Raw genomic sequence first — 21807 nt, 5'->3', positions numbered from 1 at the left:
ACGCGACTTGCCCTAAATAGACAAAAAACTTTGCATATGAAACTGGGCATTGGCTGCTTCGGGCGCATGGTCCGGGCCGTGCGGGCAGGCCTTGCGGGCCAGGCAGCCTGTCCAGCAGTCCGCTGCCGGATGGGCCGCAAGATAATCCCTGCACGCCAAGACATCATAGCCGCCGCTTAGCGAGATTGCGCCAACCGGGCAAATGGTCAGGCAGGGTTTAGCCGTGCAGGTTGGACAGGGGCCAGTTTTTTTCCGCTGATTGGCTTCGTCCTGTGGGGCTGCAGAGAGAAGCGCAGCCCGGAACCCCGCCCAGGGGCCGAAGTCCTCATGTGCAAGCACGCCTAGCGGGCTTTGGGAAAAGCCCCCGCATCGGATCGCCCATTGCTGAAACGGAAAGTAAGGCGGCCCCTCGAAAGGGTAGAGCGAATCCAGCCCGTGCGCCTTTGACAAGGTTCCGATAACGCGCTTGGTATAGCGGTCCATCGGATCGGGATTGCCGTCCGTATATTCGGAGCTTTGGATGAAAACCGGCCAAAGGCTTGGCCCGGTGCTGCCGATCAACCAGACGGAAGTGGCTTTGCGGCCGTCCGGCAGGGGCGGGAGGCCGTCTCCTTCGGACGGCGAAAAAGTCCCCATCACCGAAAAACCGGCAGCGGTCAGGTCCGTGATCAATCGTGCTGCCGCCGGTTCATTCATGAGGAGGTCTCTCAGCCGATGCGATTGCGCTTTGCGAGTGTTCTGAGCCGGAGGGCGTTCAGCTTGATGAAGCCGGCCGCATCCTTTTGGTCATAGGCGCCATGGTCATCTTCGAACGTGACCAGCTCCTCGGCATAAAGAGAATACGGAGAAGACCGGCCAACCAGAATGACGTTGCCTTTGTAGAGCTTGAGCCGGACCGTTCCGGTGACATGCTCCTGGCTTTTGTCGATCAGGGCCTGCAGCATCTCGCGTTCAGGTGAGAACCAGAAGCCGTTATAGATGAGCTCTGCATAACGCGGCATCAGTTCATCCTTCAGGTGACCGGCGCCCCGGTCAAGCGTAATGGATTCCATGGCACGGTGCGCCGTCAGAAGGATGGTGCCGCCCGGCGTTTCATAAATGCCGCGGCTTTTCATGCCGACAAAACGGTTTTCGACCATGTCGAGGCGGCCGATGCCGTTGTCGCGGCCATAATCGTTGAGCTTGGCAAACAGTGTTGCCGGAGACATTTTTTCGCCGTTGAGCGTTACCGCATCGCCTTTTTCAAAGCCGATCTCGATTTCGGTGACGACGTCCGGCGCCTCGGTCGGATCAACGGTGCGCTGGAACACGTAGTTCGGCGCTTCCTCGTTCGGATCTTCCAAAACTTTGCCTTCGGAAGACGAGTGCAACATGTTGGCGTCAACCGAGAACGGGGCTTCGCCGCGCTTGTCCTTAGGAACTGGAATTTGATGTTTTTCGGCGAAGTCCAGCAGGTCGGTGCGCGACTTGAAGGTCCAGTCACGCCATGGCGCGATCACCTTGATATCCGGGTTAAGCGCATAGGCGGACAGCTCGAACCGCACCTGATCGTTGCCCTTGCCGGTCGCGCCATGGGCGACCGCATCAGCGCCGGTTTCCTCGGCGATTTCAATAAGGCGCTTGGAGATGAGTGGGCGGGCAATGGACGTGCCGAGCAGATAAACCCCTTCATAGACGGCATTTGCGCGGAACATCGGGAAGACGAAATCCCGGATGAATTCTTCGCGCAGGTCATCAACATAGATTTCCCTGATGCCCATCATTTCCGCTTTTTTGCGTGCAGGCTCCAGCTCCTCGCCCTGACCAAGATCGGCGGTGAAGGTCACGACCTCGCAGCCGAGTTCCGTCTGCAGCCATTTCAGGATGATGGAGGTGTCCAGGCCGCCGGAATAGGCCAGAACCACTTTTTTGATGTCGCCATACGCCATGATGCGGAAGGTCCAGTTCGTGTCTTGGGCGGGTGAACCGCGCAGTTGAAATCCGGCGGCAATTTAGCCGGATATCCACGCGGTGCAAGTCCTGCCGCACCACAAGAGGACCTAATTCCGCCAGTTTTATGCACGGTGCTGGTCCGGCACTTCCCGCTTGCAATTCGCCTGCGCCCGGTTGAGGCTAGCGGAACGAAGAAACTCAAGGGTAGCGGGGGGCTATCCGTGCGGGGAGTGACCGATGAGCCTGATCGATTTCGAGCTCGATGGCTATGATTATGCAACGTTTGCGCTTTTGCTCTTATGCGTGATCGTCTTTTTCTACGTCATGGTCACACTGGGCGGTCTGCCGGGCAAACTGGCTGAAAAACGCAATCACCCCCATGCGGAATCCGTCAAGCTTGGCGGCTGGATCGGGCTGTTCACCGTCTTTCCGTGGATCCATGCTCTGATCTGGGCGTATCACGACAGCCTGACCATCGATGTGCGGAAGTTTCCCAAGACGCCCGGCGGCAGCGGTGACGCCAAGCCGGCCGGTGATGCGCCTGCGGAAATTGTAATCGCGGCGGGGGATCAGGCGCCGGCCGGCGCGAACACTTCAGAGGCGGCCTCCGGGCGCGCGGGCACAGTGGCCAGGGACGCCAAAGGCGGGGCGTCGGTATGACCATTGCCCTTTTGCTTCTCGGGTTTTACGCCGTTTTCGTCTGGCTGATTTTCTACAAGTTCAAGCTTTTAAAATTCAATATCGCCTGGGGCATTGTCTCGTTCTGGATTGGATTTCATGTCCTGTTTTTGCTCGTTGTTTTCCTTCGGTTCTATGCCCCTTACACAATTGATGGGCATGTCATCCGGCAGACCATCCAGATTGCGCCCCGTCTGCCGCACCCGACGCTCCTGACCGAGGTGTTTGTCAGTCAGAACCAGCCCGTCAAAAAGGGGGAGAAGCTTTATCAGTTCGACACCACGCTCTATGAGGCGCAACTGGCCGAGGCGCAGGCGAATTTGGTGGAAGCGGAACAGAACGCGCTGATCCTGCAAGAAAATATTGTTCTGGCGCAAGATGCCCTTCTCGAAGCGCAGGCGAATGAGACCTTCGCGGAAGAACAGGTCAAGCGGTACACGGATCTTGTGCCGAGGGGTGGGGCGCGGCAGGAAACGCTTGATCAATGGACGGCGCAGCTTGCGTCCGCCAAAGCCCAAACCGCCGAGGCGCAGGCCAATGTGAAAAAGGCCCAGCTTGCCGCCGAGGCACAGATTGACGGTGTCAATGCGCAGGTTGCGGCGGCGCAGGCGCAGGTGGATCAAGCCCAATACTATGTTGATCAGACGACAATCTACGCGCCTGAGGACGGCAAGATCATCAGCCAGCAGGCCCGTCCGGGACTGGTGGTCGGCGGGTTCCGGATTGCTGCGATTGCAGCCTTTGTGGCGGATGCCGATCCCTATTTTCTGGCGACGTTCTATCAGGAACATCTCAAATTTGTAGAGCCGGGACAGCCTGTGGAGGTCGCGCTGGATATCTATCCGGGACAGATTTTCGCCGGGACAGTGAAAGCGATCTGGGAAGGCACCGGTCAGGGCCAGATCAAACCAAGCGGAACGGTCCCCAATTTCCTCTTTATGCATCCGCAGGGGCGCTTTGCCGTTGAGATCGATCTGGACCAGGACCCGGCGCTGAAGCGGTTTCCGGGCGGGGCCCATGGTGCGGTTGCGATCTATACCAGTGGCGGAGGCGCGTGGGTGACGGCCCTGCGCAAGATAAACCTGCGGCTTTATGCGTGGATCAACTTCATTGTTCCGTTCGATGTCTGAGAGAGGCGTAAAGATGCGCTGGGCTAGGTCTCTGATTGTTCTGACGGCCACAATGCTCGTGAGCGGATGCATGGTCGGGCCCGATTTTGAACGGCCAGAGGCACCGGTGCTCGACAGCTGGAGCCAGGGCGCTGGACTGCCCGTCGATGGACGCACCGGATTTACCAGCCGGAGTGCTCATTCCGTTCCCTGGTGGCATGTTTTCAACGATACGACATTAAACAGCCTGATTGCCGAAGCTTACCGGCAGAATGTGAACCTTCAGGCCGCCGGTGTGCGGGTTTATCAGGCGCGGGCGCAACTGGGGATCGCCCGCGGAGAGCTGTTTCCGCAGGTCCAGCAGGCAAAGGGTGGCGCGCGCAGCATCCGTTTCAGTTCGAAAGACCCGTTCATCCGGGACCTGGAGCGGTTTGGCCTGATCAACGATCACATCACCCAAGTCTCTGCCGGCTTTGATGCGGCCTGGGAGATTGATGTCTGGGGCAAGATCCGCCGCGACGTTCAATCTGCAAATGCAGATCTGAAAGCCAACCTTGCGTCCTACGACGATGTGCTCGTAACGTTGACGGGCGATATCGCTGCCACCTACATCACGATCCGCGAATTGCAGAACCTGATCGCCGCCGCCCGCCGGAATGCGTCCTTGCAGAAAAAGTCGCTCGATTTGACGCAGCTGCGCCTGGACAATGGGGCGGCCACGAAACTGGATGTCGATGAGGCAACGGTCGTTTACAACAACACACTCGCGAGTATTCCGGCTTACCGGGCTGAGCTTTCGCAGGCCTATAACGCGATGAGTGTGCTGTTGAGTGAGCCGCCGGGCCGGATCGAAAAGCGGCTTGGCGCCAAGAAGCGCTTCCCGAAAGTGCCTGCGGAAGTTGCGATTGGCGTTCCGGCGGACATGTTGCGCCGCCGGCCCGACATCCGCTATGCCGAGTATGTGGCAGCTGCCCAATCGGCTCAAATCGGCGTTGCCAAGGCAGATCTTCTTCCGGCCTTTACGATCTCCGGAGCCATTGGCGTGCGGGCCGATGATTTTTCGAACCTGTTCAACAACGGGACGACCGCCGGGTTTATCAATCCTGGATTTTCCTGGAATTTCCTCAATTACGGGCGGATCCGGAACAATGTCCGCGTGCAGGATGCCAAGTTCCAGGAAGCGCTTCTGAAATATGAAAACACGGTCCTGTCCGCCTATTCGGAAGTTGAAACCGCGATTACCGGTTTTCTGGCGGCAAAGCAGCAGGCGGTTTATCTGCGCCGGAGCCTGAGGGCCGCACGCAGTTCCATTGAAGAAGTCGATGCCCAATATGAGGACGGGACGGCGTCCTACAACCGGGTTGTCGATGCCCAGAAAAGCCTGATTGCAGCGGAAGAACGCCTGATCGCGGCAGAGGCGAATGTGCTCACCAACCTGATCGCGATCTACAAAGGGCTTGGCGGTGGCTGGGCGCCGGAAAATGTCGACGGGCTTATATCCGACAAGACCCGCGCCCAAATGGCGGACCGCACACATTGGGGACAGCTTCTGGATAAACCTGTGGGTGGGTAGAGCAACTCGCCTTTAATCGGTGTCGTCTTTCACTTTCTAAAATCAATGATTTCAACGCAAAAGACGACACATGATGAATTCGCATTAATGCGACACGCGTTAGATCAGCTTTGGGCGTTTCCGGCAAAAAGCCCGACGCTCTATTGGAATAGATATATTGCTGATCAGGCTGTTTTTTCTGCCGGCTTGCTTTCAGAGGCCGCATATTGCGCCAGGAACAGATCAACACTTTCATTGATAATCTTGTCCATCTCGTCCCGTTCGGCGACCCGATTGGCGTAGATGTTCGGAAAGAAGCTGCGCGACTTGATGAGGCCGAGGAACTGCTCAGCTGCCACAGCCGGATCATCAACCGACAAGCGCCCATCTGATGTCGCCCGCTCCATGAACTCCGCAAAGATGCTGAGTTTAGTCATGCGGGCGTTCATGTCCGCCGCAAGCTCCGGATCCCGGATTGTTTCGCTCATGACCATGCGGGCAAGATTCATGAAGCAGGCCGATACCATCAGTTCACCCTCGGCCCAGCCAAGTTCGATCAAGGCGTCACGGATCGGTTTGTCCCGATCATACGGCACTTCAAGCGCCGAGTTGACCTGGTCGGCAAGGCACTGGTTGATCGCCTTGAAAAGCATCTCCTTGCTTTCAAAGTGATTGTAGACTGTGCGTTTGGAAACCTGTGCCCGTTCGGAAATGCGGTCCATGCTGGCGCCCGCATAGCCTTTTTCCTGGAACTCGGCGATTGCCGCTTCGACGATCTGTTTCTTTTTCTGGCCGGATACCGACATTGTTGTCCCAGTGTTCCCTGTTACCCTTTCATCCCAAAAATCAGGCCCTATGTAAACTATGGCGTTTACAGATGCAGAACATCTGATTACACTGCACAGTGTAGTTTACATCCTTCAGCCAGTCTAGGCCAGCCAAGGGAGACGCCTCCTCATGTCTGTTACTCTCAAAATAAACGGGGAATCCCGCACGCTTGATGCCGATCCCGACAGCCCTCTGCTGTGGGCTTTGCGCGACGAGCTCGGAATGACCGGCACCAAATTCGGATGCGGGATCGCAGCCTGCGGCGCCTGCACGGTTCACTGGGACGGAATGCCGATCCGCTCCTGCCAAACCATGGTGGGGGATCTTGAAGGCGCTGAAATCACCACGATCGAAGGCGTGAACGGCAAAGCGGCCAAGGCGGTCCAGGAAGCCTGGAATGAGCTGGACGTGCCGCAATGCGGCTACTGCCAATCCGGTCAGATCATGGCAGCCACCGCGCTTCTTGCCGAAACGTCGAAGCCGACCGATGAAGACATCGACATTGCCATGGATGGAAACGTCTGCCGCTGCGCGACCTACGCCCGCATCCGCAAGGCGATCCATGCCGCAGCCGACAAGATGGAGGCCTAAGCCATGTTGCATCTCTTGCATAAACCCCTTGAAGCTCAAAAGCCGAGCCGCCGTACCTTCCTGAAAATGTCGGCAGGTGCTGTTGGCGGCCTGATCATCGCGGCCAAGATGCCAAACGCTGCGAAGGCCGCTGCCGGTGCGGATGAGTTTGTTCAGCCCTTTGTACACATCCGGCCGGACAACACGGTCGTTGTCTTGTCAAAGCATCTGGACAAGGGGCAGGGCACGGCAAATGGTCTGGCAACGCTGGTTGCCGATGAACTTGATGCATCTCACGAGCAAATCGTGCTGGCGCTTGCCCCGTCCAACCCGCAGCTTTATGCGAACAGCCTGTTCGGTGTTCAGGGCACGGGCGGATCTACCGCCATACCGAATGCCTTCATGCAGTATCGTCAGGCCGGCGCGGCGGCAAAGGCAATGGTTGTCTCCGCAGCTGCCAAGGAATGGGGCGTCCCGGCGGGTGAAATCACCATTTCCGATGGCGTTGTTTCTCACGCCTCCGGCAAATCAGCAACGCTCGGTGAGCTTGCAGGATTGGCGGCGAACGAGGATGTTCCGGCTGAACCGGCTCTCAAGACGCCAGACCAATGGGTCTATATCGGCAAGTCGTTCCCGCGGAAGGACGTCAAGAACAAGACCGTCGGTGCGCCGAACACCTACACCATCGACTTCAGCCGCGAGGGCATGCTGACCGCAACGGTTGCGCGATCCCCGCGATTTGGCGGTACGGTTAAGTCCTTCAATGCGGCTGAGGCCAAGAAGGTCGCAGGTGTCGTCGACATCTTCCAGATCCCGAATGGCGTTGCCGTGGTTGCCGAAAGCACTTGGCCGGCCATCAAGGCGCGCGATCTCCTGGAGATCGAGTGGGACGACAGTGCGGCAGAAACCCGCTCCACCGATGAGATGATGACCGAACTCAAGGACATGACCACGAAATCGGGGCTCAAGGTCCGTGAGGACGGCGACGTCGATGCGGCGCTGGACGCGTCGGCGAAGGTCATGGAAATTGACTACGATTTCCCGTTCCTGGCCCATGGAGCCATGGAGCCGCTGGACATTGTCGGTGAATTCGATGGTGAAACGGCACAGTTCTGGTTCGGCTCGCAAATCCCGACCATCGATCACAATGTTGCCTCCACCATCCTTGGCATTCCGTTCGAGAAGGTCAGCATCAACACCTTGTGGGCTGGCGGATCCTTCGGGCGCCGGGCGCAGGGTGACGCGCATCCTGTCTCGGAGATTTCCTTCCTGTTGAAGGCCATGCGGGAGGCCGGCATGGAGCCGCGCCCGGTCAAAATTGTCTGGACGCGTGAAGACGATATGGCCGGCGGTTACTACCGTCCGATGTCTGCGCACAAGATCAAGGTGGGTCTCGACGGTGATGGCAACGTTACGGCGGTGAAGTACAACATCGCGGCCAAGTCCATCATCAAGGGCACGGCCTTTGAGCCGATGCTCATGCCCAACGGTGTGGACCACAACATGACGGAAGGTGCATCAGACACCACCTATTCGTTTCCGATGATGAACATGGACCAGGCATTCCAGGAAACGCCCGTGCCGGTTCTGTGGTGGCGGTCCGTGGGGCACACCCACACGGCCTATGTCATGGAAACGATGATCGACCGGATCGCCAAGGAAACCGGCAAGGACCCGGTGGCGCTGCGCCTTGAGCTTCTAAAGGACGATCCGCGCAAGACCAATGTGTTGAAGCTGGCCGCTGAGAAGGCTGGCTGGGACACGCCGTTGCCCGAAGGCCGTCATCGCGGCGTTGCCGTCCACAAGTCCTTCGGGTCCTATGTGGCGGAGGTCGTCGAGATCTCAATCCGCGAGGATGACACGGTCAAGGTCGAAAAAGTCGTTGCTGCGGTTGATTGCGGTGTACCGGTCAACCCGGACAACATCCGCGCCCAGGTTGAAGGCGGCATTGGCTACGGTCTTGGTGCGATCCTGCGCAATCAGGTGACGCTCTCGGACGGGTATGTCGAGGAAACCAATTTCGACACTTACGAGTCACTGCGCATGTCTGACATGCCGGAGATCGAAGTTCATATTGTTCCCTCGACCGATTCTCCGACCGGGATCGGGGAGCCTGGAACACCGCCGATTGGTCCGGCTGTTGCCAACGCCATTGCCGCTGCAAAGGACAAGTGGATTACAAGCCTGCCCTTCACGAAAGCCGGTTTGGTCTAAAGCCCCAGCAAATACGGAATAAAGAAAGGCCGCCGTTGAGGCGGCCTTTTTGCTAGTCTTACGGCGCGCCCCGCCGGGCGATGCCGAAGCGTTGCCGATATGCGTTCGGGCTCAAGCCGGTCAGGCGGTGGAAGACTTTCCTGAAAGCTGCCGGATCGGAATAACCAACGTCCCAAGTGATCTGATCAACCGTCTTTACAGTTAGTTCCAAGTGCTCGCGTGCTTTGCTGATCCTGACACTTTGGACATATTCCGTTGGTTTCAGGCCGGTTGCCTTTGCAAAACGGCGCAGGAATGTGCGGCTACCGAGGTTGGCAACACTTGATAGTTCTTCAAGATTATGTGGGTCGGCAACGTGTGCGTGAATGTGATGCTGGGCGGATAGGATTGAATCGTCGCCGTGGTCAAGTCGTGGAATGAATTGGCTGAAGGGCCGCTGTAGTTGGCGCGGGGGATCAATCAGCAGAAAGCGGGCAGTCGAAAGCATCGTGCTGGGTCCCATGAGACGGTCCACAAGTGTCAATCCAAGATCGGTCCAGGCGAGTATCCCGCCAGCGGTAATGATGTCGCCATCGTCCAAAACCATATGTTGATCGGCAACGGTCACCTCCGGGTACTTTGAGGAGAGTTCTTGAGCGAAGGCCCAATGGGTCGTTACCTGCCGGCCATCGATAAGTCCACTTTCCGCCAAAACGAAGGCACCTGCACAAACAGAACAGATCCGGCTGCCCTGTCGGTGCTGATCAGTAAGCCATTCGGCTGCCTCTGGAACAGATTGCATCTTATCCGGCATGGCGATGCTCGGCGGAGCGATCACATAATCTGGCTGATGATCGGCGCTGGGATGTGTGTCGAAGGTGCAGGTAAGCTCAGGGCTGCTGTTGCCTGCATGGGGTGCCCAATGTGTGACCCTGATCCACCGGTCTGAACTTGCTTCGGACCATTCGCTGGCAATGCGAAAAAGGTCCGTAAGCCCGTGCACGGCAGCAAGTTGGCAGTCCGGATAAATCAGCAGGGCAATTTCTGCGATACAGCCATTTGGACGATTTGTCACTTATGCCTCGATGAAAGTCATTTGCGCCAATTCTGAACGTACGTCCAAACGTCTATCTGTGTCCATGTCGAAACAACGACAGAGACCCAAGACCAATGACTGATCTTAAAACGCCCATCCCTAACCGGCGGCAGGTGTTACAAGGCAGCGGAGCGCTGCTCGCGGTTGCCGCTGTGCCTGGCTTTGCCGCGGCAACATCCAAAAACCAAGGAGACTTGAGAATGGCGACTTTTACAACTTCGGACGGAACTGAAATCTTTTACAAAGACTGGGGATCGACCGATGCTCAGCCGATCGTCTTTCACCATGGATGGCCATTGAGCGGCGATGACTGGGACAACCAGATGCTCTTTTTCCTGTCCAAGGGCTATCGAGTGATTGCGCATGACCGGCGCGGGCATGGCCGGTCGGAGCAGACAGACCGAGGCCACAACATGGACACCTACGCCGCGGATGTTGCAGAGCTCGTCCGGGAACTGGACCTGAAGAATGCTGTTCATATCGGGCATTCCACCGGTGGCGGTGAAGTCGCACGTTATGTTGCGCGGGCTGAACCTGGCCGGGTTGCCAAAGCTGCTCTCCTCGGCGCCATTACGCCATTAATGTTGAAAACCGAAACGAATCCGGACGGCATTCCATTGGAGGTGTTCGATGGGCTGCGGGCTGCATTGGCGAGCAACCGTGCACAGTTCTTTCTGGATGTGCCTTCCGGCCCATTCTATGGCTTCAACCGGGACAGTGCGCAGGTGAGCGAGGGCCTTATCCAGAACTGGTGGCGTCAGGGCATGATGGGCAGCGCGTCTGCGCATTATCAGTGCATTGCCGTGTTCTCGGAAACCGATCAGACCGAGGATCTGATGGCAATTGATGTCCCGGTCCTGGTGCTGCACGGAGATGACGACCAAGTGGTCCCCATCGCCAATTCAGCGGACAAGGCGATCAAGCTTTTGAAAAATGGTACTCAGAAAACCTATGCCGGTCTGTCCCACGGGTTCTTTGCAACCCATCCAGATGAGGTGAATGCCGATTTGTTGGCCTTTGTCGAGGGCTGAGTGCTTGCCGCGGGGGTTTAGCAGCCCCCGCTCCAATAGACGAAAGGGCCGCCCGCTGCCGCTGATCGAGGCAGACCTGGTCTAGGGCGGGTTCAGATAGAACTTGAGAGGTCGCCATTTTGGCGGCCTTTTGTGTTTTTAGGGCCCGGCGGTGTTTTGCCCTGCAAGGCTGTAGGTGGTTTAAATGGCGATTAAGCAGGCAACACCATTAAGGGAAATGCGGTGGCATAGGTCCCTTTGGGGCGGGAACGAGCACAAGTCGTTCGCTAGGCCGTATTTTTCCAATATTGCCGCCAATGCACAGTCTAGGTGTGACCGATATGCGCTCGGGCTTAGCCCGATAGACTATACCGGTTGGTTCTTGGCTGCGGCTGTCTTTCCGGTATGCTCTTGCATGCTAAGAGCCTAAAGAACCTGGATGAGCTAAGAATTGATTATTGATTTTAAGATTTTGATTGAGTTACGTCATTGGTTGCACGCCCATCCTGAAGTCTCCAGGCAGGAAGTCGAAACCGGCAGGTACATGCGCCGTTTCCTGTCAGATCATGCTGCCCCGGATGAAATCGTTTCATTGGCCGGTGCCGGTTTTGCCGCTGTCTATGAAGGCCGGGCCGCAGGAAAAACGGTGATGCTTCGCGCTGAGCTTGATGCCTTGCCAATTCACGAGATCAACGAAGACTTGCCCTATCGTTCCCTCCAGGATGGCGTGGGCCATAAATGCGGCCATGACGGTCATATGGCCATTCTCGCCGGTGTCGCCCAAGGGCTTGCGGACCGCCCGGCTGAGGGGCGTGTTGTGTTGCTGTTTCAGCCGGATGAAGAGACCGGGACCGGGGCGTGGAGCTGCTGCACACATCCGGATTTCGAAAAAATCCGGCCGGATGTTGCCTTCGCACTCCATAATCTGCCTGGTTTTCCGAAGGGCGCCGTCGTTTGTAAGACCGGGACGTTTGCCTCCGCCGTCAAATATGCCGCCTTCAGATTTACCGGAAAAGAAGCCCACAGCGCGCAACCGGAAACCGGCGCCAGCCCGTCCTTCGCCATGGCTGAGTTGACGCTGGCAGCCCGTGAGATCCAGGCCCGCTATGATGGGCCCGATGCCTACGCGCTGATTGTGCCGGTCTATACCGGCATGGGCGTTCAATCGTCTGGCGTATGCCCGGCCAAGGGGGAGGTTCATTTCACCTTGCGGGCGGCGGAAGGCCGCACCGTTGAGCGAATGTGGACGGATTTGTTGGGCGAGGCGGAAAAGCGCGCAAACGCTTATGGTCTGGCACTGGAAACCGAAACCAAGGAAGAATTTGCGGCCAATGCGAACAGTCAGGTGTCTTTTGACATGATCCGCATGGCTGCGGCTGAGGCAGGTGCCGATTTTATCGAGATTGACCGGCCGTTCCGGTGGGGGGAGGACTTCGGCGAAATCACTCAGCGCTATGAAGGCGGCATGTTCGGTCTAGGGGCGGGCGAACACCAGCCGGATCTTCATAATCCGGACTATGATTTCCCGGATACCCTGCTGGAGCCGGGGATCAAGATGTTTTCAAACCTGATCCAGCTGGCGCTGCGGCAAGAGGCGCGTTTTTAGAGTTTTGGGTAGGAAACCAATTTAAGAGGACCGCCTGCTGGCCAGCTAAGCCGTCGGAGGTCTCAATAAACGGCTGTCTTCCCAGCCGTAAGAGCGTCCCGGTCCTTTTTGCGCATGCGTTCAGAAGCTGATTTCAGCTGCCCGCAGGCTGCAAAAATGTCGCGGCCGCGCGGGGTACGGATCGGAGAGGCATAGCCGGCGCGGTTGACGATGTCGGCAAACTCCTCGATGCGCTCCCAATCAGAGCACGCATATTGCGAACCGGGCCAGGGGTTGAACGGGATCAGATTGATCTTCGCCGGAATGCCCTTCAGGAGCCGCACCAGCTCCAATGCATCTTCGTTGCTGTCATTGATATCTTTCAGCATGACGTATTCAAACGTGATGCGCTTGGCATTAGACAGGCCCGGATAGTTCCGGCACGCTTCTAGCAGAGCCTCGATGTTCCACTTTTTGTTGATCGGGACCAGAATGTCCCGGTCATCATCGCGCACGGCGTGAAGCGAAATCGCAAGCATGCAGCCGATTTCGTCGCCGGTGCGGTAGATCTCAGGCACGACCCCTGACGTGGACAGTGTGATACGGCGCTTTGACAAGGACAGGCCATCGCCGTCAGACGCAATCAGAAGCGCCTTCTTGACGTTCTCAAAATTGTAGAGCGGCTCGCCCATCCCCATCATGACGATGTTCGTTACCAACCGGCCTTCTGAGGGAACAATTGCGCCCTGCGGTGTGTCCGCGTCCGGGAAATCGCCAAGGCGGTCACGCGCGATCAGGATCTGGGAGAGGATCTCCTCAGATGTCAGATTGCGGACCAGCTTCTGCGTACCGGTATGGCAGAAGGTGCAGGTCAGGGTGCATCCGACCTGGGAAGACACGCACAGTGTGCCACGGCCTTCTTCCGGAATGTAGACGGTTTCGACTTCGACTGGATGTCCGGCTCCGCGCGGCGGAAAGCGGAACAGCCATTTCCGGGTGCCATCGACGGAAATTTGTTCGGATACGATTTCGGGCCGGGAAATCGAGAAGGCATCGTCCAGCTTCTGGCGCAAGTCCTTGCCGATGTTTGTCATCTGCGAAAAGTCGGACAGGCCGCGCACATAAAGCCAGTGCCAGAGCTGGGACGCCCGCATGCGCCACTGTTTTTGTGGAACGCCGATGCTGCCGAGCGCTTCCCCGAGTTCCTCGCGGGACAGGCCGATCAAAGTCGGTTTTTCCTCGCCCATTCCGGGAGCGGAAGCTATGACTGTTTGCGCGTTGGGGTTGTCCCGCGCGATATCGAGCGTTGTCGCCATGATGTGATCCGTCGTCTCATCCGGCCAGTTCAACGCAAGCTCACAAATGGGGCGCGGCCGGGTGCCCGCATTGCCGCAGGCGGAAATTCAAGCGCTTCCAAAACCACATAAACGCCGGGAAAGCAAGTTTTTCCGGGTGCAAGGGAGCTATGCGGACGCAGCGTCCCATCGTGCATGCTGACGCTGGGAAGAATTAAAAGTCCCGGTTGGCCGGACAGGCCACCGGGACAGAAAGTCTTGTCTTGCAGGTCGGCTTGCCGTTACTGGCAGGCCTGCCCCATCGAGTTGATGGCGGCGGTCACACCTGAGAGCGAAAACTTGTAGGTCGTGCGCGTACCGCGGCTGGATTCGCCATTAACGGTCATTTCCCGGCCGGCCTTCATGGCGGCGACCAATTGAGCTTCCGTTGCCGCGTTTTCGACCCAAGCCCCGTCATTGTTCGTGAAAAGGTTGAAGCCCTTTCCGTCGACATCGACGCTGACCGAAGAGCTATCTTTGAAGGGGTATCCAACAAGAAGGCTCGGTTCAGAACTCACACCTTCAGCCGGCCGGGATGTGACAAAGAAAAACACATCACCATGGTTCCGGTCGCCCGGCAGCATGGTTGTCGGCTTGGTCAGCGCGTAACACACTTTTCCGCTGCCACCGGTCAAGGCATATGACGCCCAGTCATTATGCTGTTTGATCAGGGTCGGGGTTTGGGCGAAAGCCGCTGCACTCGAAACGGCAAGACCTGCAAGGGCCAGAACCAGCGATTTTGCTTTCATCATCTCCACACCGTTTGGACTCGTGATTTTGTCGAATTTAATTCAATTGCCGACTGTCATATAAACCTTGCTTTAATGATAACTTAAAGCGGGTTACGAAAGGGTTGAAGACCTGAAATCGGCGAAATTTCTCCGCAAGCTCACTTTGTTGTTGCTATTAGCCTGTTGCGGCCAAAGGCGGCGACAGTGTGGCAAAGGTCTTTGAAGCCTCTTTCGAAATGCGCCGAACCTGCTAAAGATATGGTTCTATATGGAGTAGATTAGCCGTTGGCGCAGACGCAGTATTTTTCCGACCTTATCGTCAAGGTTGCGGTCGACCGGGACAAATCCGCATTTGTCGAATTGTTTGATCATTTCGCCCCTCGTTTGAAGGGTTACCTGATGAAACAAGGCGCGGATGATGCAGTTGCCGAGGAAATCGCACAGGATGTAATGGTCACGCTTTGGCGCAAGGCGGACTTGTTCGACCCCAAGAAATCCTCCGCCAGCACCTGGCTGTTCCGGGTCGCGCGGAACCGGCGTATCGACCGGTTGAGGCGTCAAAAAACCGCAGAGCTGGACCCGGAAGAACCGTCGTTGCAGCCGGCGGCGCCCGCCGATGTCGCGGTTGAAATGGACGCCCGGCTGCGGGAAAAGCGTGTCCGGGTTGCCCTGTCCACTTTGCCGGACGATCAGAAGCAAGTGGTCGAGATGGCCTTTTTCCTCGGCCTGTCCCACAGCGAAATTGCCGACCGCACCGAATTGCCTTTGGGAACTGTGAAGTCCCGAATCAGGCTGGCTTTTGGCCGGTTGCGCCGGTTGATTGAGGCCGATGAAGCGGTGGATGTGGACTGAAGCCGCCACTGAACCGGCAGCCCGCCCGCACAATTCTCTAATTTCCGGGAACTTTCCGGCCGGTCCGGCTGATCGGGCCGCCACTGACGTGTTTCGGGCGGTCAACGGTGGGCGCGCCTGAGGACACGGCTCTGTCGGCATACCGGCCGAGGGCCCGGTGGCGGTCATACATGACAATAGCGCCCGCCATGGCAACATTGATGCAGAACTTGGTTGGAATTTTTACGACGTGGTCACACCGCTCCAGCATTTGCGGCGAGAGAGAGCCGCGCTCGGGGCCAAGGATGTAAGCTGCCTGCAGCGGATGACCGAAACTCGGCAGATCGATGGAGTCGTCGGTCAGCTCAATGCCGACGAGCTGGCACCCGCGCGGGAGATCCATCGTGTCGACACTGTCCCAGGTAAAGGTTGGCAAGTGCCCGAGACTTTTTGACGTGTCGGATGGCGGCGCTTTCCGGATCTTCTGATCCGCGTCGACCGTGAAGAAAAAACTCGCGCCAAAGGCATGCGCCGAGCGCATGAGTGTGCCAAGATTCATCCGTTTGGACAGCCCTTCGGCTCCGATTGCAAAGTATCCGCGCATTCCTGTATCCGTTTTGTTATGGGAGCGGCCCGGCTCTCATATCCCAAGTGCAGGCCTGTTTGAACCTTGCCCTTATGCGGATGGCGTATTCTCCAATTGGCGAGCTGTTGTTAGGTTTTAAAAGAACCTTGGCAATGTCCGGCTTCTTGGATGCATCACATTCAAAAGCGCGGTGTGATGCAGGAGCTGCCGTGAAAGCCTGTTTGTGTAAGACCTTTGGCCCGCCGTCCAGTCTTGTGATTGAAGACATTCCGGATCCGGCCCCGGCGCCCGGGGAGGTTCTGGTGCGGGTCCGCGCCTGCGCGCTGAACTTCTTCGACACTTTGATCATTCAAGGCAAATACCAGTTCAAACCGGAGTTTCCATTTTCACCGAGTGCTGAATTTGCAGGGGAAGTGGAGGCCATCGGTGCGGGCGTTGAAGGGTTTGGTCCCGGCGACCGGGTGATGGGATATGTCAAATGGGGTGCGGCGCGTGAGCTGGTTGTTGCCCGTCCCAAGGATTTGGTGCCTGTGCCGGATGACATTTCTTTCGAAGTGGCGGCCGGTCTGACCGTGACCTATGGGACGACGCTACACGCCTTTGTGGATCGCGCCAGTTTGAAACCGGGGGAAACCGTTGCCGTTCTGGGCGCATCTGGCGGTGTCGGTCAGGCGGCGGTCGAAATTGCCCTTCTGATGGGAGCGCGCGTCATCGCGTGTGCGTCTTCTGAAGACAAGCTCGCATTTGCCCGCGAACTTGGCGCGCAAGAGACGCTCGATTACTCAAGAGTGCCACTCAAAGAGACCTTGAAGGAGCTCACCGGCGGCAAGGGTGTTGATGTTGTATATGACCCGGTCGGAGGAGACCACTCAGAGCAGGCGTTGCGGGCGACCGGTTGGGAGGGGCGTTTCCTTGTGATTGGCTTTGCCGCCGGAACCATTCCGAAACTGCCGCTCAATGTCATCATGCTCAAAGGGTGCGATGTGCGCGGTGTGTTCTGGGGGGAGGCTGTCGACCGTGATCCGCAAGGCCACCGGGCCAACATGACCCGTGTTCTGGAATGGGTGCGCGAAGGCCGTTTGAAACCGCATGTGCATGCTGTTTATCCGCTCGAAGACATCGCTCCCGCCCTGGAGGAACTTGCAGCCCGGAAGGTGAAGGGCAAGGTGATTATTACCCCGTAGAGATGGTCCAACAAACAGCGGCGCGGCGGAGGCCTCCATGGACGCACGGCAGACAGACGACACCCCCAAGCGGCCCGGGCCGCGCCTATCCACGGGCGCTGCTTGGATGGACGGACGCATTATGCCGATTGCAGATGCATCAATTCCGCTCAACGACTGGGGCCTCATCCACTCGGATATCACGTATGACGTCGTCCCGGTCCTGGACGGAGCGTTTTTCAGGCTCCCGCTCTACCTCGACCGTTTCCTCAAATCGATGCAGGCCCTCCGCCTTGATCCGGATATGGACCGGCCCGCGATCGAGGCCGCCTTGCACGAGCTTGTCGCGGCAAGTGGGCTGCGCAAAGCCTATGTCGCGATGGTCACGACGCGCGGGGTCAACATGGTGGCAGGCTCCCGTGACCCGCGCGACTGCAAGAACCGGTTCTTCGCTTGGTGCGTGCCTTACATCCACGTCATCAGACCCGAGATTGCGCAGACCGGAGCACATGCCCACATCGCCCGCACCGTTGTCCGGATCCCGTCAGATAGCGTGGATCCCCGTGTGAAAAACTATCATTGGGGGGACTTTACCCGCGGCCTGTTCGAGGCCAAGGACGCGGGCGCAGAAACCGCGATCCTGCTCGACGCCGCGGGCAACGTTACGGAAGGTCCCGGCTTCAATGTGTTCTCGGTCAAAAACGGCCGGCTCATCACATCGGACTCCGGCGTTCTGGAAGGGATCAGCCGGCAGACGGTGCTCGACATCGCCCGCGAGCATGACATTGCGACCGAGATCCGACCGCTTCCACTGGGCGAGTTCATGCAAAGCGATGAGATCTTCGTTACCACATCCGGTGGCGGCGTTGCGTCGATCACCCGGGTCGATGACCGGATTTTCTCGAACGGGGCCCCAGGCGAATTAACCAATGCGATCCATCGGGCGTATTTCGAATGGGCCAGCCGGCCGGAAAACCGGACAGAGATTACCTATCCCGCGTAACGCTGGATCAGGCCTCGAACACGGCAATCACCGGCGCATGGTCCGACGGTTTTTCCCAACCACGGGCTTCGCGCAGGACTTCCGTGCCCTTGATATGCGGCCCAAGAGGGGCCGACACCCAAACATGATCGAGGCGGCGGCCCTTGTCTGCCTTTGACCAGTCCTTGGCCCGGTAGCTCCACCAGGTGTAGAGTTTTTCTTCCATCGGTGTGAACTGGCGCATCACATCCAGCCAGCCGCCGGTCTTGCGGACATCCTCGAAGAGTTCCGTCTCAACCGGTGTATGCGAGACGACTTTCAAAAGCTGTTTGTGGGACCAGACATCATGCTCATACGGGGCGACATTGAGATCGCCGACGAGAACGGCTGGTTTGCCCGTTTCGGGTCCCTGAAGCCAGGCCTTCATTTCAGCCATGAAATCAAGTTTATGCGCAAATTTCGGGTTGATTTCCCGGTCTGGTTCATCCCCGCCTGCGGGCACATAAAAATTGTGTACGCGGAGCGCCATTCCGTTGAACGGAACATCTGCCGCCACGTGGCGGCTGTCGCCGACGTTGCAGAAATCGCGTTTTTCGATGTTTTCCAAAGGGCGCTTGGAGAGCGTTGCCACACCGTGATAGCCCTTCTGGCCATGGATGGCCATGTGCTCGTAACCGGCAGCGCGAAACGCTTTTTCCGGGAAATTCGCGTCCGGGCATTTCGTTTCCTGAAGACAGATGACATCCGGCGCAACGTCCTCGATCAGCTGCTCGACGATCGGCATGCGCAGACGCACGGAATTGATGTTCCATGTGACGAGTTTCAACTGATCTGACATGAGGATCCTTGCACTGGCGGGACGCGGTCCGGCAAGTCATAAGGATTCTGTCCGGTTTCGCAATGAAAATGGTCCCGGTGTAATGGCCGGGCTAGGCTGTGACCTGATCAAGCGCGGCTGACTTCCCGGAAGGCGTGGATAAAAGAAATCCTTGGAAAGAGACCCGAAAAAGCGCCCCATTCCCGCCGCATCGGGCTGTTTCACAAGTGGCTACGTGTTTTTGCGGAGAATTCGCAAATTCGTCCATAGTCCATTAGGAATTCATCCGCATTTTAGCGGCCAAGGAAAGTCTTTTTTTACCTTGTCGAGGTTGCTGTGATTGCTCTGATCAAAACGTTTTGCTCGCTTGTCGGTTTTGCCGTCCTCAGCGCCTGTTCAGCCTATGACTTTCCTGATCCCACACCCGAAGACTACGCCGTTCATGGCATTGATGTGTCCCGGTGGCAGGGGGATATCGACTGGGAGGCGGTGAAGCGGTCCGGGGTGCAGTTTGCCTGGATCAAGGCGACGGAAGGGGGCGATCATGCCGATCCGCTGTTCGCGCAGAACTGGATCGCTGCCCGTAAGGCCGGTGTGCCGCGCGGAGCCTATCACTTCTATTACTTCTGCCGCCCGGTGGAGGAGCAGATCTCCTGGGTGAAGGAAGTGGTGCCGCTCGATCCGCAAGCGATCCCGCTTGTGCTCGATATGGAGTGGAATGCGCATTCCAAGACCTGCACCAAGCGTCCGCCGCGCGCGCAGATTTTGCGAGATATGAAGATTTTCCTGGACGAGATGGAACGCCACTACGGCAAGCGGCCGGTGATTTACTCGTCTGTCGACTTCCACCGTGACCGTCTGGTGGGGGCGCTGAAAGGCGAACAGTTCTGGCTGCGGTCCGTCGCAGCTTTCCCGAACAATATTTATGACCAGCGCGACGACTGGGTGTTCTGGCAATATACGGCCGAGGGCCGGATACCGGGCATTCAAGGCGATGTGGACCGGAATGTGTTTTTCGGGACCCGTTCTCAATACCGGGACTGGCTGCGAGGAAAATTGCGGCGCTAGATCCACGCTCATCCAATTGCGTTCGCGGTCAGCGGATCTTCACCTGATGCGCGACATCCTTGCCGTTGGTCACGGTGACCTGTGTAAAGCCGATCAGCTTGCAGAAATCGAAGAAATTGAGCTCGTGCGAGACGTTTGACCGGGCAAAAAGTTCTGTCGCACGGGCCATGGATGTGAGAGATGCCAACAGGCCCCGCAACCGGTAGAGCGTGTCATAGTGGCCATCCGTGGTCGATACGATGATCAGTTTTTCCAGTTCGCCACCTTTGGCAAAGAGATGATAGCCGGGATCATATCCCCGTTTGGCGTTCTGAGCGGCAAGGCCCACCACAAAAGCCGCCCGGGACCGCTCGGATGCGTCTGACGCAATTTCCGTTTCGGATATATAGACCTCAGACGTCTGCGGTTCCGGATAGTAATAGCCTGCATGGCTGTCGAACGCGGCTGCTGGGGCCGATAGCGCCGCAAACACGCACAGTGCTGCAATGTGCCGCCACCTGAAGATATCCAACCCCATAATCGCCTGCCCCTTGAAATCCGTGCCGACCCGATTGAAGCCGTTTGCCGGTCCGGTATGCAAGTCTTTTTGGCGCCAAGCCGAAGGTGGATCAGCTTGGGGCAGGGCTGGCGTTATATTTTCGCCATGATATGCCCTCACACCAGACGAGGTCAGGGCGCATTCTTGTTTGATTGGGAGTAAAGCATGCCGCTTGCCCGTATACCCTTGGCCGTTTTGGCCATCTTGATCATGTCCGTACCTGCACTGGCGCAGTCCCGCCCTGCAATTGCCTATACGACGGCCAATTTGAACATGCGCGCCGGGCCGGGAACCAACTATCCGGTCCTGACAACGATTCCGCGCGGCGGGGGTGTCACGATTTTCGGATGTACTGCGGATTACCGTTGGTGTGACGCGGCATTTACCACCACCAAGGGCTGGGTTTCGGGCAAATACCTGAGTTACGGCGGGGACGGCATCTATTACGGCCGTCCGATCCCGAACGCGGGTGCAAGCGTCGGTGTTCAACGCTATCATCGGAACTATCCGGTCTATGGTGGGCCGGCGATCGCAAACCAGCCCTACCGGCCTTATCCGTATCCTTACCGCGATTACACACCGTACCCACGGCGGTACTTCGAACCGGCGCTATAGGCCGGCGCCCGTATTGGCGGCCGGTTTGTTGCCGGCCACGACCAGCGACCAAAACACCTTGTGCTTTGCAGTGGCCGAATAGGCCGTTGCAATGCCGAGGCGCGTTGCGTCCTTCATTAAGAGAACATCATTGTGCTTTGGCGATTCGCGCCAGCCGGAAAAGGCTTCCGCAAAGGTGCGATAGCCCGCGCTCACATTTTCGGAGGCCGCGGTCTTCGGCTCCCCAATGGACGTCATCCGCGTTGCCAGTTGAAGGTTGGGGGCCAGAGACGCGCGAACCGACCCTGCTGCGGCCATGGCATCTGCCTGTGTCTGCGCAATGGCGGAAAGCTGGGCATCTGGCACGACTGGCGGCAAGCCATTGTTGACACGGTATTGGGAGATCATTTGTGCCGCTGTCGCGGCATCCACCTTGTCACTCGTATTCGCCAGATCGGTGTAAAAGGGCGGCGTTTGCATCCTGTCGCCGGTACATCCGCTCACGATTACCCCGGCACCGCACATAAGCCCTGCCAGAAGAAGAGTTTTGAAAGAAAGGGCGGTCGGCACGATAAAGAAACTCCCCGGCAGCATTGAGCAGCTGCGATTC

General features: G+C 57.7%; 22 protein-coding genes. 12 read left to right on the top strand and 10 right to left on the bottom strand.

Annotation, left to right across the window (positions count from 1 at the left end; translation table 11 throughout):
• Positions 1 to 12: 12 nt before the first annotated feature.
• Positions 13 to 696 (bottom strand): hypothetical protein, encoded by a 684-nt coding sequence (locus E1180_RS03085; RefSeq protein ID WP_155189619.1) that lies wholly within the window; start codon positions 694 to 696, stop codon positions 13 to 15.
• An 11-nt stretch (positions 697 to 707) separates the two neighbouring features.
• On the bottom strand, positions 708 to 1928 hold the full coding sequence (locus tag E1180_RS03080; protein WP_155189618.1) for an argininosuccinate synthase: 1221 nt from the start codon (positions 1926 to 1928) through the stop codon (positions 708 to 710).
• A 241-nt stretch (positions 1929 to 2169) separates the two neighbouring features.
• On the opposite strand from E1180_RS03080, the gene E1180_RS03075 reads away from it, so the two are divergent.
• From E1180_RS03075 to E1180_RS03065, 3 genes are read left to right on the top strand one after another with little or no spacing between them, the layout of a single operon-like run.
• Complete coding sequence (locus E1180_RS03075; protein ID WP_155189617.1) at positions 2170 to 2592, top strand: DUF3302 domain-containing protein; 423 nt, start codon at positions 2170 to 2172, stop codon at positions 2590 to 2592.
• Positions 2589 to 3740, top strand: coding sequence for an HlyD family secretion protein (locus tag E1180_RS03070; RefSeq protein ID WP_155189616.1), 1152 nt, complete (start codon positions 2589 to 2591; stop codon positions 3738 to 3740). The genes E1180_RS03075 and E1180_RS03070 overlap by 4 nt, the downstream gene beginning before the upstream one ends.
• Positions 3703 to 5292 carry an efflux transporter outer membrane subunit gene (locus E1180_RS03065; protein ID WP_155189615.1) on the top strand — a complete coding sequence of 530 codons (1590 nt, stop codon included), beginning with the start codon at positions 3703 to 3705 and terminating at the stop codon, positions 5290 to 5292. The genes E1180_RS03070 and E1180_RS03065 overlap by 38 nt, the downstream gene beginning before the upstream one ends.
• A 164-nt stretch (positions 5293 to 5456) precedes the next feature.
• Here the strand turns inward: E1180_RS03065 and E1180_RS03060 are convergent, their stop codons facing one another.
• The gene (locus E1180_RS03060) at positions 5457 to 6077 is read right to left on the bottom strand and encodes a TetR/AcrR family transcriptional regulator (protein ID WP_155189614.1); all 621 of its coding nucleotides are present in this window, start codon (positions 6075 to 6077) and stop codon (positions 5457 to 5459) included.
• Positions 6078 to 6228: 151 nt separating this feature from the next.
• Between E1180_RS03060 and E1180_RS03055 the strand changes: the two genes are divergently transcribed.
• Together E1180_RS03055 and E1180_RS03050 are read left to right on the top strand one after the other, a co-directional pair.
• The gene (locus tag E1180_RS03055) at positions 6229 to 6690 is read left to right on the top strand and encodes a (2Fe-2S)-binding protein (RefSeq protein ID WP_155189613.1); all 462 of its coding nucleotides are present in this window, start codon (positions 6229 to 6231) and stop codon (positions 6688 to 6690) included.
• Positions 6691 to 6693: 3 nt separating this feature from the next.
• Entirely contained in the window at positions 6694 to 8883 is a 2190-nt protein-coding gene (locus tag E1180_RS03050) for a xanthine dehydrogenase family protein molybdopterin-binding subunit (protein WP_155189612.1), read from the top strand.
• 58 nt (positions 8884 to 8941) lie between these two features.
• Here E1180_RS03050 and E1180_RS03045 read toward each other — a convergent pair whose 3' ends face one another.
• On the bottom strand, positions 8942 to 9937 hold the full coding sequence (locus tag E1180_RS03045) for a GlxA family transcriptional regulator (protein ID WP_283404566.1): 996 nt from the start codon (positions 9935 to 9937) through the stop codon (positions 8942 to 8944).
• A 221-nt stretch (positions 9938 to 10158) separates the two neighbouring features.
• Here E1180_RS03045 and E1180_RS03040 point away from each other — a divergent pair, with 221 nt between their 5' ends.
• Both E1180_RS03040 and E1180_RS03035 read left to right on the top strand, forming a co-directional pair.
• A complete protein-coding gene (locus E1180_RS03040; protein ID WP_155189611.1) occupies positions 10159 to 10989 on the top strand; it encodes an alpha/beta fold hydrolase in 831 nt (276 codons plus the stop codon).
• Positions 10990 to 11419: 430 nt separating this feature from the next.
• Complete coding sequence (locus E1180_RS03035) at positions 11420 to 12574, top strand: amidohydrolase (RefSeq protein ID WP_155189610.1); 1155 nt, start codon at positions 11420 to 11422, stop codon at positions 12572 to 12574.
• Positions 12575 to 12636: 62 nt separating this feature from the next.
• Here the strand turns inward: E1180_RS03035 and rlmN are convergent, their stop codons facing one another.
• Positions 12637 to 13800, bottom strand: coding sequence for a dual-specificity RNA methyltransferase RlmN (gene rlmN, locus E1180_RS03030; RefSeq protein ID WP_244313947.1), 1164 nt, complete (start codon positions 13798 to 13800; stop codon positions 12637 to 12639).
• A 329-nt stretch (positions 13801 to 14129) separates the two neighbouring features.
• Entirely contained in the window at positions 14130 to 14639 is a 510-nt protein-coding gene (locus E1180_RS03025) for an invasion associated locus B family protein (protein WP_155189609.1), read from the bottom strand.
• Positions 14640 to 14903: 264 nt separating this feature from the next.
• Here E1180_RS03025 and E1180_RS03020 point away from each other — a divergent pair, with 264 nt between their 5' ends.
• Positions 14904 to 15470, top strand: coding sequence for a sigma-70 family RNA polymerase sigma factor (locus E1180_RS03020; protein WP_155189608.1), 567 nt, complete (start codon positions 14904 to 14906; stop codon positions 15468 to 15470).
• Positions 15471 to 15507: 37 nt separating this feature from the next.
• Here E1180_RS03020 and E1180_RS03015 read toward each other — a convergent pair whose 3' ends face one another.
• Positions 15508 to 16053 carry an RNA methyltransferase gene (locus tag E1180_RS03015; protein ID WP_155189607.1) on the bottom strand — a complete coding sequence of 182 codons (546 nt, stop codon included), beginning with the start codon at positions 16051 to 16053 and terminating at the stop codon, positions 15508 to 15510.
• A gap of 191 nt (positions 16054 to 16244) precedes the next feature.
• Here E1180_RS03015 and E1180_RS03010 point away from each other — a divergent pair, with 191 nt between their 5' ends.
• Entirely contained in the window at positions 16245 to 17219 is a 975-nt protein-coding gene (locus E1180_RS03010; protein WP_283404565.1) for an NADPH:quinone oxidoreductase family protein, read from the top strand.
• A gap of 37 nt (positions 17220 to 17256) precedes the next feature.
• A complete protein-coding gene (locus E1180_RS03005; protein ID WP_155189605.1) occupies positions 17257 to 18201 on the top strand; it encodes an aminotransferase class IV in 945 nt (314 codons plus the stop codon).
• Positions 18202 to 18208: 7 nt separating this feature from the next.
• Here E1180_RS03005 and xth read toward each other — a convergent pair whose 3' ends face one another.
• Positions 18209 to 19018, bottom strand: a complete 810-nt coding sequence (gene xth, locus E1180_RS03000) for an exodeoxyribonuclease III (RefSeq protein WP_155189604.1) — start codon at positions 19016 to 19018, stop codon at positions 18209 to 18211.
• A 324-nt stretch (positions 19019 to 19342) separates the two neighbouring features.
• Here xth and E1180_RS02995 point away from each other — a divergent pair, with 324 nt between their 5' ends.
• Complete coding sequence (locus E1180_RS02995; protein ID WP_155189629.1) at positions 19343 to 20065, top strand: glycoside hydrolase family 25 protein; 723 nt, start codon at positions 19343 to 19345, stop codon at positions 20063 to 20065.
• 28 nt (positions 20066 to 20093) lie between these two features.
• On the opposite strand, the gene E1180_RS02990 is transcribed toward E1180_RS02995, so the two are convergent.
• A complete protein-coding gene (locus E1180_RS02990) occupies positions 20094 to 20582 on the bottom strand; it encodes a hypothetical protein (protein ID WP_208996882.1) in 489 nt (162 codons plus the stop codon).
• 186 nt (positions 20583 to 20768) lie between these two features.
• Here E1180_RS02990 and E1180_RS02985 point away from each other — a divergent pair, with 186 nt between their 5' ends.
• Positions 20769 to 21218 carry an SH3 domain-containing protein gene (locus E1180_RS02985; RefSeq protein ID WP_155189603.1) on the top strand — a complete coding sequence of 150 codons (450 nt, stop codon included), beginning with the start codon at positions 20769 to 20771 and terminating at the stop codon, positions 21216 to 21218.
• Here E1180_RS02985 and E1180_RS02980 read toward each other — a convergent pair.
• Positions 21213 to 21767 (bottom strand): CAP domain-containing protein, encoded by a 555-nt coding sequence (locus E1180_RS02980; protein ID WP_341873541.1) that lies wholly within the window; start codon positions 21765 to 21767, stop codon positions 21213 to 21215. The genes E1180_RS02985 and E1180_RS02980 overlap by 6 nt on opposite strands.
• Positions 21768 to 21807: the final 40 nt, after the last annotated feature.

The sequence above is a fragment of the Roseibium denhamense genome, assembly GCF_009711415.1.
In the GTDB taxonomy this organism is placed as follows: Bacteria; Pseudomonadota; Alphaproteobacteria; order Rhizobiales; family Stappiaceae; genus Roseibium; species Roseibium denhamense.
This window is presented reverse-complemented; position numbering and strand designations above follow the sequence as displayed.

What these genes read in the sequence shown, in the direction of transcription:
- E1180_RS03040 (WP_155189611.1), top strand. Translation starts at nt 10,159, where the DNA reads ATGGCGACTTTTACAACTTCGGACGGAACTGAAATCTTTTACAAAGAC.
- E1180_RS03070 (WP_155189616.1), top strand. Translation starts at nt 2,589, where the DNA reads ATGACCATTGCCCTTTTGCTTCTCGGGTTTTACGCCGTTTTCGTCTGG.
- rlmN (WP_244313947.1), bottom strand. Translation starts at nt 13,800, where the DNA reads ATGGGCGAGGAAAAACCGACTTTGATCGGCCTGTCCCGCGAGGAACTC.
- E1180_RS03025 (WP_155189609.1), bottom strand. Translation starts at nt 14,639, where the DNA reads ATGATGAAAGCAAAATCGCTGGTTCTGGCCCTTGCAGGTCTTGCCGTT.
- E1180_RS02985 (WP_155189603.1), top strand. Translation starts at nt 20,769, where the DNA reads ATGCCGCTTGCCCGTATACCCTTGGCCGTTTTGGCCATCTTGATCATG.
- E1180_RS03085 (WP_155189619.1), bottom strand. Translation starts at nt 696, where the DNA reads ATGAATGAACCGGCGGCAGCACGATTGATCACGGACCTGACCGCTGCC.
- E1180_RS03015 (WP_155189607.1), bottom strand. Translation starts at nt 16,053, where the DNA reads ATGCGCGGATACTTTGCAATCGGAGCCGAAGGGCTGTCCAAACGGATG.
- E1180_RS03005 (WP_155189605.1), top strand. Translation starts at nt 17,257, where the DNA reads ATGGACGCACGGCAGACAGACGACACCCCCAAGCGGCCCGGGCCGCGC.
- E1180_RS02990 (WP_208996882.1), bottom strand. Translation starts at nt 20,582, where the DNA reads ATGGGGTTGGATATCTTCAGGTGGCGGCACATTGCAGCACTGTGCGTG.
- xth (WP_155189604.1), bottom strand. Translation starts at nt 19,018, where the DNA reads ATGTCAGATCAGTTGAAACTCGTCACATGGAACATCAATTCCGTGCGT.
- E1180_RS03060 (WP_155189614.1), bottom strand. Translation starts at nt 6,077, where the DNA reads ATGTCGGTATCCGGCCAGAAAAAGAAACAGATCGTCGAAGCGGCAATC.
- E1180_RS03075 (WP_155189617.1), top strand. Translation starts at nt 2,170, where the DNA reads ATGAGCCTGATCGATTTCGAGCTCGATGGCTATGATTATGCAACGTTT.
- E1180_RS03050 (WP_155189612.1), top strand. Translation starts at nt 6,694, where the DNA reads ATGTTGCATCTCTTGCATAAACCCCTTGAAGCTCAAAAGCCGAGCCGC.
- E1180_RS03055 (WP_155189613.1), top strand. Translation starts at nt 6,229, where the DNA reads ATGTCTGTTACTCTCAAAATAAACGGGGAATCCCGCACGCTTGATGCC.
- E1180_RS03065 (WP_155189615.1), top strand. Translation starts at nt 3,703, where the DNA reads ATGCGTGGATCAACTTCATTGTTCCGTTCGATGTCTGAGAGAGGCGTA.
- E1180_RS03080 (WP_155189618.1), bottom strand. Translation starts at nt 1,928, where the DNA reads ATGGCGTATGGCGACATCAAAAAAGTGGTTCTGGCCTATTCCGGCGGC.